Source organism: Nocardioides sp. (genome assembly GCF_035547795.1).
Lineage (GTDB): Bacteria > Actinomycetota > Actinomycetes > Propionibacteriales > Nocardioidaceae > Nocardioides.
In genome coordinates this window covers 18,823-30,607 of sequence record NZ_DASZUF010000201.1, presented here as the reverse complement: position 1 = coordinate 30,607, position 11,785 = coordinate 18,823, and the positions used below count along the sequence as shown (strand labels likewise).

The window sequence follows — 11,785 nt, the reverse complement described above, 5'->3', positions numbered from 1 at the left end:
AGGGTCAAGCGGTTGTTGAAACGGGTGTTGAGGCGCTGCGCGAGCGTGCGGAACTGCACGATTCTCCGATGTTCGAGCTCCCCGGGCCTCGGTGCCGGCGTTCACGCACCCCCGAGCAGGAGCCCCCCGAACGCTGGCTGGCGATGCCTCCGATCCCGGCCGTCAGCGGTCCAGACCACCAAGGATCGGCGCCGAACTCAACTCGACGACGCCGATTTCGGGCAAAAAGGTGACCAGTCTCTCCCGAGGACGGCACACCGGTCACATCAGCCCCAGGAACCTCCGTAAGCCCGGTCGGTGTTCTCATCGACGCTCACGCACAGCGCCTCGAGGTCGACGCCGAGCACCTGCGCCATCACCCGCATCGTGGTCGGCACCATGTACGCCGAGTTGGTCGCGCCGCGATGCGGATGCGGGGTCAGGAACGGCGCATCGGTCTCCACCAGGATGCGGTCGCGTGGCGTGACCGCCAGCGCCTCGCGCAGATAGCCGGCGTTCTTGAAGGTGACCGTTCCCGAGAAGGACAGGTAAGCGCCCCGGTCCAGGCAGGCCCGGGCGAAGGCCGCGTCGCCGGAGAAGCAGTGCATCACCCAGCGCTCCGGCGCACCCTCGGAGTCGACGACGGCCAGCACCGCCTCGTGAGCGTCGCGGTCGTGGATCTGCAGCGTCTTGTCGTGCCGCTTGGCGATGTCGATGTGCCGGCGGAACGACTCGGTCTGGACCGCCCGGCCCTCCTCGCCGGTACGGAAGAAGTCCAGCCCGGTCTCCCCCACCACCCGCATCTTGGGGTGGGCGGCGACCAGCCGCTCGATCTCGGCGAGGGCGTCCTCGAGGTCGGCCTGCAGCGGCGCGTCGTTGGGATGCAGCGCGGCGCCGCCGATGACGTTGTCGTAGGTCCGCGCCGCCTCCTCGGCGAACCGCGCCGAGGGTACGTCGCAGCCGATCTGCACGATCCGGGTCACCCCGACGGACGCGGCCCGGGTCAGCGCCTCGGGCACCGGCAGGCTGTCCTCGCCGCGGGCGATGTCGAGATGGCAGTGGTTGTCCACCACCGGGGCCGGCAGCGGCTCCGGGAGGTCGGGATAGCTCACGAGACTCCGATCCGGGTCAGGATCGCCTCCGCGGCCGCCTCGGGCGCCTGCGTGGGGATCCAGTGCGTCACGCCGACGAGCTCGACGTACTCGTACGGCCCCGTGCAGTACTTGACCGTCTCCTGGGGGCCGGTGCGGTCGATCGCGGTGTCGCCGTCGCTCCACACCATCGTGGTCGGCACCGGCACCGTCAGGTCGCCCAGCGCGGCGGCGAACGGCAGCGCCCGATACCAGGCCAGCGCACCGGGCAGGGCGCCGTACTCGACGATCTCGGTGTGGAAGCGGGCGACGTCGGCCCGGGTCATGCCGGCGTGACGCAACAGCCGGTCGAGGACCCCGAGCGCGGCAAGCCGTTCGGGCAGGACGGGGATGTTGAACATCGCCATGTACCAGGACTTGAGCGCCTGCCGCCCGCGCAGGGCCCGCTGGAAGGCCAGCAGGTGGGGCACCGAGAAGGCGGTGTACGACGCGATCAGCTCGGGGTGCCGGGCCGCGAGATACCAGCCCACCGAGGCGCCCCAGTCGTGACCGACCAGGTGCACCGGGCCGTCGAGCCGCTCGATCAGCGCCACCACGTCCCCGGCGAGCCGAGGCAGCGCATAGGCGCGCCGGCCGCGCGGGCGCGCGCCCGGCGAGTAGCCGCGCTGGTCGGGCGCGACGGTGCGCAGGCCGTGCTCGTGCAGCAGCGGCACCACGTCGCGCCAGCACGAGGAGCGCTCCGGGAAGCCGTGCAGCAGCACGACCGCGGGCCCGTCCTCGGGACCGGCGTCGCCGACGTCGAAGGTCAGCCCGTCGTTGCGATAGGACGTGATCCTCATGACCGGTGCACCACGTCGTAGACCTCGCGCTTGGGCAGTCCCGCCTGCCGGGCGACCTCGGCGATCGCCTCCTTGCGGCTCATCCCGTCCTCCTCCAGCTGTGTGACGGCCGCCCGCAGGCTGGCCGGGTCGGAGTCCACCCTGCCACCGGGGGCGGCACCCGCGACCACGATGGTGACCTCGCCGCGGATCCCGTCGGCGGCCCAGCCGACCAGCTCGCCGAGGGCGCCGCGACGTACCTCCTCGTGCGTCTTGGTCAGCTCGCGGCACACCGCCGCGGGCCGGTCCTCGCCGAGTGCCGTCGCCATCGCCGCCAGCGCCGCCTCGGTGCGGTGCGGTGCCTCGAAGAACACCATCGTGCGCTCCTCGGTCGCCAGCGCCGCCAGCCGCCGGCCCCGCTCGCCCGCCTTGCGTGGCAGGAAGCCCTCGAAGCAGAACCGGTCCACCGGCAGCCCGCTGATCGCCAGCGCGGTCAGTACGGCGGAGGGCCCGGGCACGGCCGTGACCCGTACATCGTGCTCGACCGCCGCCGCGACCAGCCGGTAGCCGGGGTCGCTGACGCTGGGCATGCCGGCGTCGGTCACCAGCAGCACCCGCTCACCGGCCAGCAGCGCGTCGAGGAGTGCCGGCGTACGCGCCTGCTCGTTGCCCTCGAAGTAGGAGACCACCCGACCGCCGACGGTGATCCCCAGCTCGCCGGTGAGCCGCTTGAGCCGGCGGGTGTCCTCGGCCGCAACGACGTCCGCGCCGGCCAGCTCCTCGGCGAGCCGGGGCGGCGCGTCGCGGACCTGCCCGATCGGGGTGGCCGCGAGGACGAGTACTCCGGTGGTCACACCCGCATGATGTCAGCCCGGCCCGTAGAGTTCAGCGGCGTGACGACCGAGACCACGCCGGAGCCGGAGGCCGAGCAGCTCGTCGGGCTGTCCACCACGGCGCTCGGTCGGCCGCTGCCGTCGGCCTGGCAGCGCGCCGCGCGCCGGGTGACCCGCGAGGATCCGGTGGTCGGCTGGGTGGTCTCGCTGGTGATCACCGCGCTCGCCCTGGTGATGCGGCTGTGGCACCTGGGGACGCCGCACCTGTTCGAGTTCGACGAGACCTACTACGCCAAGGACGCCTGGTCGCTGCTGCACTACGGCTACGCGAAGAACGCCGTCGCGAACGCCGACAAGACCATCCTGGCCGGTCACACCGACCCGTCGGCGGTCTACGGCTCCGGGCCGGAGATGATCGTCCACCCCGAGGTCGGCAAGTGGCTGATCGCCGCCGGCGAGAAGGTCTTCGGGATGGATCCGTTCGGCTGGCGGATCGCCGCCGCCGTGGTCGGCAGCCTGATGATCTTGCTGATGATCCGGTTCGTCCGGCGGCTGACCGGCTCGACCCTGCTCGGCGCGGTCGCGGGCCTGCTGCTGTGCTTCGACGGGCTGGAGTTCGTCCTCTCCCGGCTGGGCCTGCTCGACATCTTCCTGGCCTTCTTCAGCCTGCTCGCCGTGCACTGCATGGTCGCCGACCGGGACTGGTACCGCGCCAGGATGGCCCGCCGGGTGGCCGCGCCGATCACCGACGCACGTTCGTTCGGGCCGGTGGCGGCGTTCCTGTTCCGACCGTGGCTGCTCGCGGCCGGCGTCGCCTGGGGCCTGGCGGTCGGAACCAAATGGGACGCGCTCTACCCGCTGGCGGCGTTCTCGGTCCTCTACGTCGCCTGGTGCGCGGGCGCGCGCCGCTCCTTCGGCGTGCGCTGGGCCCGGCTCAAGGCGCTGCTCGCCGACGGCGCGGTCGCCTTCGTGCACCTGATCGTGGTCGCGGCGGTCGTCTACACCGCGACCTGGACGGGGTGGCTGGTGCACCACCACGCCTACGAGACCACGCTGTCCTCGACGCAGTACACGCAGTACACCGGCCACGGGCACTGCGACGGCACCACCTACGTCTCCGACGACGCGAACCCGAACGCGAAGTGGTCCACCGCCAAGGAGCCCGAGCAGCACGGGCTGGCCGGGGTGAGGCAGGCGCTGGAGTCGCTGTGGGACTACCACCGCGACGTCTACACCTTCCACACCCACTTCCTGAACTGCGCCACCCACACCTACGCCTCCCAGCCGGCCGGCTGGCTGCTGCTCAACCGGCCGGTCGGCGTCGCCGCCGACACCGGCATCAAGCCCGGTCAGGACGGCTGTACGGCGCCGGCCGGGGACACCTGCCTCAAGCAGGTGCTGCTCCTCGGCACCCCGGCGCTGTGGTGGGGCGGCTGCCTGGCACTGATCGCCGCCGGGATCCTGTGGATCGGCGCCCGCGACTGGCGCTTCGGCGTCGCCGTGGTCGGCGCGCTCTCCACCTGGCTGCCCTGGCTTCCGTACGGCGACCGGCCGATCTTCAGCTACTACGCGATCGCGACCATCCCCTACCTGGTGCTGGCGCTGACCCTGCTGATCGGCCGGATGATCGGCCCCTCCCGGGTGTCCACGCCGCAGCGGACCGCCGGCGTGATCGTCTCCGGCGCGTTCTTCGTGCTGGTGCTGGTGAACTTCGCGTGGTTCTGGCCGATCTACACCGACCGGCTGCTGACCCACGCCGACTGGCTGAACCGGATCTGGTTCGAGAGGTGGATCTGATGCGCTCCCCGAAGGCCTCCGTGAGGGCCTGGTGGCCGCTGGCCCTCGACCTGGTCTGCGTGATCGCGTTCGCGGCCGGCGGCAAGTCGGCCCACGACGAGTCCTCGACGTGGTGGGTCATCGCCCGGATCGCCTGGCCCTACCTGGTGGCCTGCCTGCTCGGCTGGCTGGTGGTGGTGCGCCGCGGCTGGGACCCGCTGCGGTGGCGTCCGGCGGGCATCGCGGTGCTGGCCTCGACGTACGTGCTGGGGATGGTGCTGCGGCTGCTCAGCGGCCGCGGGATCGCGGTCGGCTTCCTGATCGTGGCGATCTGCTTCCTGGCCCTGACGATGCTGGGCTGGCGCGCGATCGCCGCGCTGGTCCGACGGCGTACCGCGCGCTGAGCTACTGGCCGAGGTCCGGGGCCCAGCGGTCCTCGATGCGGCCGACCTTCCAGACCGTGATCGCCAGGGCCCAGGCGACCACGAACAGGGCCACGATGCCGTAGCCGGCATAGTCGAGCGGGACCTGCGCCAGCTTGGCGATCGGGCCGTGGGTGATGTCGGCGCGGTCCGCGATCACGCCGGCCAGCTCGATGGTGCCGATCACCAGCGCCACCGCCACCGAGATCGAGGTGATGGTGAGGTTGTAGAAGATCTTGCGGACCGGGCGGGCGAAGGCCCAGCCGTACGCCGCGTTCATGAACACCCCGTCGATGGTGTCCATCAGGCACATCCCGGCCGCGAACAGGACGGGCAGCACCAGGATCGCGTAGAACGGCAGCGCGAACGCCGCCGCGCCGCCCGCCAGCACCAGCAGACCCACCTCGGTCGCGGTGTCGAAGCCGAGGCCGAACAGCACCCCCACCGGGTAGATGTGCCACGGCTTGCGCACCGCCTTGGTGAGGCCGCCCAGGAACCGGTTCATGAAGCCGCGCTCGTCGAGGCGGCGCTCGAGCTCGGCCTCGTCGTACCGGCCGCGACGCAGGTCGCGGAAGACCTTGAGGATGCCCAGCAGGGTGACCAGGTTGAGGATGCCGAGCACCCACAAGAACACGCCCGACACGGTCGGGCCGATCAGCCCGGTGATGGTGTGCAGCCGGGAGCTGTCGTCCTCGACCGGCCCGACCAGCGCCTTGACGCCGACCGAGAGCAGGAAGGAGAGCGTGAAGACGATGGTGGAGTGACCCAGCGAGAACCAGAACCCGACGCTGAGCGGCTGGCGCTTGGGCGCGCCCGGTCCGCCCGCGGCCCGGTCGGCCAGCAGCTTGCGGGTGGTGTTGTCGACCGCGGCGATGTGGTCGGCGTCGAACGCGTGCCGCAGCCCGAAGGTGTAGGCGAGCACGCCGACGCCGACGGTGAAGATCGGGTGGTCGCCGCCGATGTGGAAGTGCTGCGGGGCAACCGCGCCGAACAGGATCCCGAGCCCGACCACGTGCAGCAGCACCACGAAGACGCCCATCCCCCACAGCGACCGCTTGTCTCCTGGGGTCAGCGTCGTGCGGAACCGGCCGAGGGTGCTCGCGAGGCTGCTCATGCGGAGCATCTTATTGCAAAGGTTTCGCAACAGCATCGGGGGGTCGACAGCGTGTCGGTCGCGGTGCCGGTCCGGGCTCGGCGTGGCACACTGACGGACGTGATCGACGCCGTACGCCGCCTCCTGCGGCGCCGCCTGCTCGGCCGCCCGCTGTGGGTGTGGTCGCTGTGGCTGCTCGGCGCCCTGGTCGTGGTGGCCACGCCGATGGCCCTCACCGAGCCGGGCATGTGGAGCTATCTGCTGGACCCGGAGCTGGTCGCTCTGATGGTCGCCGTCGGCCTGCGCTACACCGGGCTGCAGTTGCGGATGGCGCTGCTCCCCTTCCGCCGCCGCTGCTGACCGGGCCCGCCGGGTTCAGCGGCCCACAGCGGCGAAGACCGCGGCGGCGATGCGGAGCGTGCCGACGGCGGTGGGGTGGAACGGGTGCGCGTCGTCGAGCCCCTGCAGGTCCGGACCGACCTCGGGGCTGGTGTCCTGGCACAGCGTGGCCAGCCGGGGCCGCACGTAGCTGAAGTGGTAGGCGTCGGCGCCGGCTTCCAGCACATGGTTGAGCTGCTGGTTGCGCTCGATGAGGAGGGAGATGTTGCCGGCGTCCAGCCCCGGTACTCCGGAGGGGCCCTTCGTGTCGGCGCACTTGGCGCCGGGGGCGAAGACGTCGTACGAGCCGACCACGATGATCTGCGGCTGCCCGGGCAGGGCGTCCAGCGCGGCGAGCAGGTCGCCGTACTGCCTGTCGAACTCGGCCAGCCGGTAGTCGAACTGCCCGTTGGACAGGGAGTCGTCGCAGTGTGGGACCGCGTAGCAGTACTTGAGGAAGGCGGTCCAGTCCAGGTCGTTGGGGCCGATCATGACGACCACGAACTGCAGGCCGCTCATGCTCATCAGCTGCGAGACCTGCGGCGGCACCGCGCGCTTGCCCCGCTGCTGCTCGCCGAGGAGACCCTGGCCGATGCTCGCGCCCGAGCAGGCGAGGTTGCGCACCGGGTCGCTGGGCGAGAGCTGGGTGAGCTGGGCGGCGAGCGAGTCGGTGGAGCGCTTGCACGCCGCCGCATCCGGGTCGGCATGCGGCACGATCGGGCCACCGAGCCGCACCGCCCGGGAGTCACCGATCACCGCGCCGGCGTACCCGGTGACCTGGGGGCCGGTCGCCTGCAGCTTCACCGGCGCGGCCCCGACGAGGTCGCGCGGCGAGCTCACGTCGGCCAGGCCGGCGCGGGTGTCGTGCGCGGCCACCAGGCCCACCGCCGCCCAGACCGCCAGCGTCCCCACCAGGGCGACGGCGGCGGTGGCCGGGAGCTGGCGCCCCTCGCGATGCCATACCTCGGCCAGGCTCCGGTGGCCGCGGCCCCGGCCGGCTCTGGCCAGCGCGAACCAGATCCGCACGCTGGTGATCAGCCCGACGATGCCCAGCGTGATCGCGAAGACGAGCAGCGTCGCCAGCAGGTACCAGGCGCGGAATGCGCCGGTGATCGCGGCGACCGCCTCGTCCCGGGCCGACGTGCCGTGGCGCGGGTCCAGGAGGGTGTCGAGATGGTCGGTCTGCACCAGCGGGCCGAGCTCGAGCTGCGGCCGCAGCGGCCCGCGCACCTGGATCGGCTCCAGGTCGACCACCGTCTGGCCGATCTGCTTCAGGCTCGCCGGGCCGCGCCAGCCGCCGAACCAGCCCGTGGCCGGCGTGGTGGCCCCGACGCCGAGCTGCTGGCCCGCCACGGTGGTGTCACGAGCGGGCGTGAGCGCGATCCCGACCGGGATCGCCACCATCAGCGCAACCGCCAGCGTCAGTCCGGTGAGGACGACGAACCGTAGGAAGCCGCGCATTCCCTGCAGGTTAACGGGCCCGCACCACGGCGGTTCGCGAAGCCGCGCGATCGGAGCTGCCCCACGGCGTGGGGTTGGGGCCCCACGCCTCGCGGCCGGAGGCTGCCATGAAAGACCAAGCGACCTGTGTCTGCGCTTTCCGCAGACACAGGTCGCCTGAGCTTGGTGGAGGTGAGGGGATTCGAACCCCTGGCCTTCTCATTGCGAACGAGACGCGCTACCAACTGCGCCACACCCCCGAGTGCCCGGCAACGTTAGCACTGGCCGGGCGTGGAGCCGAAATCAGGACCCCGTCGCGCGGCGGGGGCTCTCCTCCTCGCGGGAGGTACGCCGGGCGGCGTCGGCCTCCCGGGCCAGGGCACTGTCGGCGGCACTGCGGCCCGAGCTCCACACGCCGGTGGAGTCCAGGTCGATGGTGCGGACGCTGCGGCGCGCCGCGGCCGGCTTGGAGACATACGTCGGCAGCGGTACGTCGACGGGATCCCAGCTGCCCGTGACGGCCGGCAGGTCGGTGGTGTCGTCCTCGGCCCGGTCGAGCGGCTCGGCGTCGTCGACACCGACACCGGAGTCGTCGCCGGCCCCGACGGTCTCGACGGGCACAGGCCGGCGCAGCGGGGCGCGCCGCACGGAGCGCTCACGGCGCACCATCAGCCGGCAGGCCACCAGCCAGGCGAGCAGCAGGACGACCGGGGCGGCCTGCCAGCGCCAGGAGATCGCGCCGTACCAGGCGGCACCGGCGACGAGGGCGTTGGCGACCACCAGGGTCGACAGCACGTTGCGGCGACGGGCGGCGGGCGAGCGGCGACGGCGCACCTTCGGCGCGGCACCGGGAGCGGCCTTCGGCGCGGACCCGGCCACCGGGGCACTCGCCACGCCGGTCACCAGCCGCGCGCTCCGCCCACTGGTCGCCTCCCGGCGGGCCAGCACCCGCATGGTGTGCGAGAACGTGGAGATCGTCCGGCTGCGCAGGCTCTCGTCGTGGTGCTCGAGCGCCTTGGGGATGAGGTAGACAGCCCACGCCACGGCAAGGGCGACGAAGATCAGTGCGCTCGGGTCCACGTCATGAAGGTTAGGAGCGAGAGCGCGACCTGAGGCGCATGTCTACAGGTGTGTCGCAAAACAACTGCTGTGACTGATGTGACTGGCACTCAACGCAGTCGCGCCAGCATCCCCTCCGGGCACTCCTCGACCGTGATCGCGTAGATCCGGTGATCCCGCCAGGCGCCGTCGATGTGCAGGAAGCGCGGCGCATACCCGATCTCCTGGATGCCCAGCTTCTCCACCACCCGCAGCGAGTTGGAGTTCTCCGGTCGGATGCAGATCTCGATCCGGTGCAGCCCGGCCACCGTGAAGCAGTGATCGATCACCAGCGCCACCGCATGCGGTACGGCGCCCCGCCCGGCGTACTGCCGGTCGATCCAGTAGCCCAGCGACGCGAACTGGGCGGAGCCGCGCACGATGTTGTTGACGGTGATCTGCCCGGCGAAGTGTCCGTCGACCTCGATCGCGAACGGGTACGTCGTGCCGGCACGCGCGGCCCGGTGCAGCCGGCGTACCAGTGCCGCGAACGTGGTCGGCCGGGCATCGCCACCCGGCGGGACCGTCGCGTCCCAGGGGTGCAGCCAGGCAGCGGAGCGGCGCCGGGCCTCGTGCCAGGCCGGCCCGTCACCGCTGGAGAGCGCCCGCACCGTCACGGTGCCACCGTCGGGCAGCGGCGTGCGCAGCGTCGCGGGCCAGGCCCGCTGCCGGAGCGGACCCATCAGTGGTCGCTTCCCAGCACCTGGTCGAGCGCATGCTCCAGCACCGGCCGCAGCACCTCGATGGCGTCCCTCACACCGCCACGCGAGCCGGGCAGGTTGACCACCAGGCAGGTGCCGGCCAGGCCGGCCACGCCGCGCGACAGCATCGCGCTGGGGATGCCCTTGGCCACGCCGGCGGCGCGGATCGCCTCGGCGACGCCGGGGATCTCGCGGTCCAGCAGCGGCCGAGTCGCCTCGGGTGTCCGGTCCGTCGGCGTCAGCCCGGTCCCGCCGGTGGTGAGCACCACCCGGGCGCCGTCGGCCACGAACGCCGCGATGGCGGCACCGACCGGCTCCCCGTCCGGCACGACGACCGGCTCCCCGGTCGCGATCCCCAGCTCGCGCAGGAACTCCACCAGCAGCGGTCCGGTGGCGTCCTCGTACACGCCCGCCGCGGCCCGGTTGGAGGCGACCACCACGCCGCCGGCGAGCTCGCTCATCGGGTCCAGTCCCCCGACCTGCCGCCGCTCTTGGCCTCGACCCGGACATCGGTGATCACCGCACGCTTGTCGACCGCCTTGACCATGTCGACCACGGCGAGCGCGGCGACCGAGACCGCTGTCAGTGCCTCCATCTCGACACCGGTGCGGTCGGTGGTCCGGACGGTCGCGGTGATCTCCACCGCGTCGTCGGCGACGGCCAGGTCGACGTTCACCCCCGCGATGGCCAGCGGATGGCACAGCGGGATCAGCGCCGGGGTCTGCTTGGCGCCCATGATCCCGGCGATTCGCGCCACCGCGAGCGCGTCGCCCTTCGGCACGCCCTCGCCGCGCAGCAGCGCCACCACCTCCGGGCTGACCAGCACGCGCCCCGAGGCGGTCGCCTCCCGGGCGGTGACGTCCTTGCCCGAGACGTCGACCATCCGGGCGGCGCCCCGCTCGTCCACGTGCGTGAGTCGGTCCATCAGAACTCCTGGTCCAGCAGCAGGACGTCGACCTCGTCGCCGGCGGCGAGCGCGGTGACGTCCTCCGGTACCACGAGCAGGCAGTTGCAGGCCGCCAGCCCGCCCAGCATGTGCGAGGCGGGGCTGCCCACGGGCGTCACCAGGCCGTCGGCGTACTTTCCCCGCATGAACTGCCGTCGGCCGGCCGGTGAGCCCATCGCGGTGGTCAGCCGCGCCCGCAGGGACGGGCGGGCAGAGGGCTCCTTGCCCATCAGCCGGCGCAGCGCCGGCAGCACGAACGCCTCGAAGGAGACGAACGCCGAAACCGGGTTGCCGGGCAGACAGAAGATCGGCACCCGGTCCTCCCCGACCAGGCCGAAGCCCTGCGGCTTGCCCGGCTGCATCGCCACCGGGCCGAACCAGATGCCCAGCGGCGCGAGCGCCTCCTTGACCACGTCGTAGTCGCCCTGGGAGACGCCGCCCGAGGTGACGACCAGGTCGGCGCGAACCAGCTGGTCGTTCAGCGCCGCCAGGAAGGCCCGCGGCTCGTCGGGCACGATCCCCACCCGGAAGGCGATCGCGCCGGCCTGGCGGGCGGCGGCGGCCAGCAGGTAGGAGTTGCCGTCGTAGATCGAGTCGTGGCCGACCGGCTGGCCCGGCTCGCGCAGTTCGGCGCCGGTGGAGATCACCACGACCCGCGGTCGGGGCCGGGTGGCGACACTGGCCCGGCCGACCGAGGCCAGCAGGGAGAGGTGGCGAGGGCCGAGCACGGTGCCCTCGGGGACGACCAGGTCGCCCTGCCGGACATCCTCGCCGGCGTAGCGCACGTGCTGGCCTTGCCGCTGGGGCGCCTCGGCGATCGAGACCCGGGCCACGCCGCGGTCGGTGACCTCGTAGGGCACGATCGTGTCGGCGCCGACCGGCAGCGGCGCCCCGGTCATGATCTTGGCCGCGGTGCCGGGTGCGAGCGCGAGCACCCGGGCCTGTCCGGCCCCGATCTCGCCCACCACCGGCAGCACGACGGGCTCCTCGGCGTTGGCGGCGGCGACGTCCTCGAAGCGGACGGCGTACCCGTCCATCGCGGAGTTGTCGAAGCCCGGCAGTGCCACCTGCGCATGCACGTCCTCGGCACAGGCCAGGCCGAGCGCCTCCATGAGCGGCTGCGGGTAGGCCGCCATCGGGGCGATGGCGGACAGGATCCGGGAGCGGAACTCGTCGGGGCTGATCACGGAGTCCGGCATGCGCCAGACCT

At 72.4% G+C, this 11,785-nt stretch carries 13 protein-coding genes and 1 tRNA gene; 3 read left to right on the top strand and 11 right to left on the bottom strand.

The genetic code is table 11. The features are described 5' to 3' along the window. Positions 1–266: 266 nt before the first annotated feature. From VHA72_RS15050 to rsmI, 3 genes are read right to left on the bottom strand one after another with little or no spacing between them, the layout of a single operon-like run. Entirely contained in the window at positions 267–1,091 is an 825-nt protein-coding gene (locus VHA72_RS15050) for a TatD family hydrolase (RefSeq protein WP_325576630.1), read from the bottom strand. Continuing rightward, positions 1,088–1,909 (bottom strand): alpha/beta fold hydrolase, encoded by an 822-nt coding sequence (locus tag VHA72_RS15045; RefSeq protein WP_325576628.1) that lies wholly within the window; start codon positions 1,907–1,909, stop codon positions 1,088–1,090. Before VHA72_RS15045 ends, VHA72_RS15050 begins: the two co-directional genes overlap by 4 nt. Then, positions 1,906–2,742 (bottom strand): 16S rRNA (cytidine(1402)-2'-O)-methyltransferase, encoded by an 837-nt coding sequence (gene rsmI / locus VHA72_RS15040; RefSeq protein WP_325576626.1) that lies wholly within the window; start codon positions 2,740–2,742, stop codon positions 1,906–1,908. The genes VHA72_RS15045 and rsmI overlap by 4 nt, the downstream gene beginning before the upstream one ends. Before the next feature lie 39 nt (positions 2,743–2,781). Here rsmI and VHA72_RS15035 point away from each other — a divergent pair, with 39 nt between their 5' ends. Continuing rightward, the gene (locus VHA72_RS15035) at positions 2,782–4,518 is read left to right on the top strand and encodes a dolichyl-phosphate-mannose--protein mannosyltransferase (RefSeq protein ID WP_325576624.1); all 1,737 of its coding nucleotides are present in this window, start codon (positions 2,782–2,784) and stop codon (positions 4,516–4,518) included. Then, complete coding sequence (locus VHA72_RS15030; protein ID WP_325576622.1) at positions 4,518–4,901, top strand: DUF3054 domain-containing protein; 384 nt, start codon at positions 4,518–4,520, stop codon at positions 4,899–4,901. Before VHA72_RS15035 ends, VHA72_RS15030 begins: the two co-directional genes overlap by 1 nt. Position 4,902: 1 nt before the next feature. On the opposite strand, the gene nicT is transcribed toward VHA72_RS15030, so the two are convergent. After that, on the bottom strand, positions 4,903–6,033 hold the full coding sequence (nicT, locus tag VHA72_RS15025) for a Nickel transporter NicT (RefSeq protein ID WP_325576620.1): 1,131 nt from the start codon (positions 6,031–6,033) through the stop codon (positions 4,903–4,905). Positions 6,034–6,132: 99 nt separating this feature from the next. Between nicT and VHA72_RS15020 the strand changes: the two genes are divergently transcribed. Continuing rightward, the gene (locus VHA72_RS15020) at positions 6,133–6,372 is read left to right on the top strand and encodes a hypothetical protein (protein ID WP_325576618.1); all 240 of its coding nucleotides are present in this window, start codon (positions 6,133–6,135) and stop codon (positions 6,370–6,372) included. Between the two features lie 15 nt (positions 6,373–6,387). On the opposite strand, the gene VHA72_RS15015 is transcribed toward VHA72_RS15020, so the two are convergent. The 7 genes from VHA72_RS15015 to glp form a co-directional block, all read right to left on the bottom strand. Continuing rightward, complete coding sequence (locus VHA72_RS15015) at positions 6,388–7,851, bottom strand: GDSL-type esterase/lipase family protein (RefSeq protein ID WP_325576617.1); 1,464 nt, start codon at positions 7,849–7,851, stop codon at positions 6,388–6,390. Between the two features lie 163 nt (positions 7,852–8,014). Beyond that, positions 8,015–8,090: transfer RNA gene (locus VHA72_RS15010), tRNA-Ala, on the bottom strand. Between the two features lie 43 nt (positions 8,091–8,133). After that, positions 8,134–8,910: a divisome protein SepX/GlpR gene (gene sepX, locus VHA72_RS15005; RefSeq protein ID WP_325576615.1), complete on the bottom strand. Its 777-nt coding sequence runs from the start codon at positions 8,908–8,910 to the stop codon at positions 8,134–8,136. Between the two features lie 89 nt (positions 8,911–8,999). Continuing rightward, complete coding sequence (locus tag VHA72_RS15000) at positions 9,000–9,611, bottom strand: GNAT family N-acetyltransferase (protein ID WP_325576613.1); 612 nt, start codon at positions 9,609–9,611, stop codon at positions 9,000–9,002. Beyond that, positions 9,611–10,090, bottom strand: coding sequence for a MogA/MoaB family molybdenum cofactor biosynthesis protein (locus VHA72_RS14995; RefSeq protein ID WP_325576611.1), 480 nt, complete (start codon positions 10,088–10,090; stop codon positions 9,611–9,613). Before VHA72_RS14995 ends, VHA72_RS15000 begins: the two co-directional genes overlap by 1 nt. Continuing rightward, positions 10,087–10,554 carry a cyclic pyranopterin monophosphate synthase MoaC gene (gene moaC / locus VHA72_RS14990; RefSeq protein WP_325576609.1) on the bottom strand — a complete coding sequence of 156 codons (468 nt, stop codon included), beginning with the start codon at positions 10,552–10,554 and terminating at the stop codon, positions 10,087–10,089. The genes VHA72_RS14995 and moaC overlap by 4 nt, the downstream gene beginning before the upstream one ends. Next, positions 10,554–11,774 carry a molybdotransferase-like divisome protein Glp gene (gene glp / locus VHA72_RS14985; protein ID WP_325576607.1) on the bottom strand — a complete coding sequence of 407 codons (1,221 nt, stop codon included), beginning with the start codon at positions 11,772–11,774 and terminating at the stop codon, positions 10,554–10,556. Before glp ends, moaC begins: the two co-directional genes overlap by 1 nt. Positions 11,775–11,785 lie beyond the last annotated feature (11 nt).

What these genes read in the sequence shown, in the direction of transcription:
- VHA72_RS15045 (WP_325576628.1), bottom strand. Translation starts at nt 1,909, where the DNA reads ATGAGGATCACGTCCTATCGCAACGACGGGCTGACCTTCGACGTCGGC.
- VHA72_RS15030 (WP_325576622.1), top strand. Translation starts at nt 4,518, where the DNA reads ATGCGCTCCCCGAAGGCCTCCGTGAGGGCCTGGTGGCCGCTGGCCCTC.
- nicT (WP_325576620.1), bottom strand. Translation starts at nt 6,033, where the DNA reads ATGAGCAGCCTCGCGAGCACCCTCGGCCGGTTCCGCACGACGCTGACC.
- VHA72_RS15015 (WP_325576617.1), bottom strand. Translation starts at nt 7,851, where the DNA reads ATGCGCGGCTTCCTACGGTTCGTCGTCCTCACCGGACTGACGCTGGCG.
- VHA72_RS15000 (WP_325576613.1), bottom strand. Translation starts at nt 9,611, where the DNA reads ATGGGTCCGCTCCGGCAGCGGGCCTGGCCCGCGACGCTGCGCACGCCG.
- VHA72_RS14995 (WP_325576611.1), bottom strand. Translation starts at nt 10,090, where the DNA reads ATGAGCGAGCTCGCCGGCGGCGTGGTGGTCGCCTCCAACCGGGCCGCG.
- moaC (WP_325576609.1), bottom strand. Translation starts at nt 10,554, where the DNA reads ATGGACCGACTCACGCACGTGGACGAGCGGGGCGCCGCCCGGATGGTC.
- glp (WP_325576607.1), bottom strand. Translation starts at nt 11,774, where the DNA reads ATGCCGGACTCCGTGATCAGCCCCGACGAGTTCCGCTCCCGGATCCTG.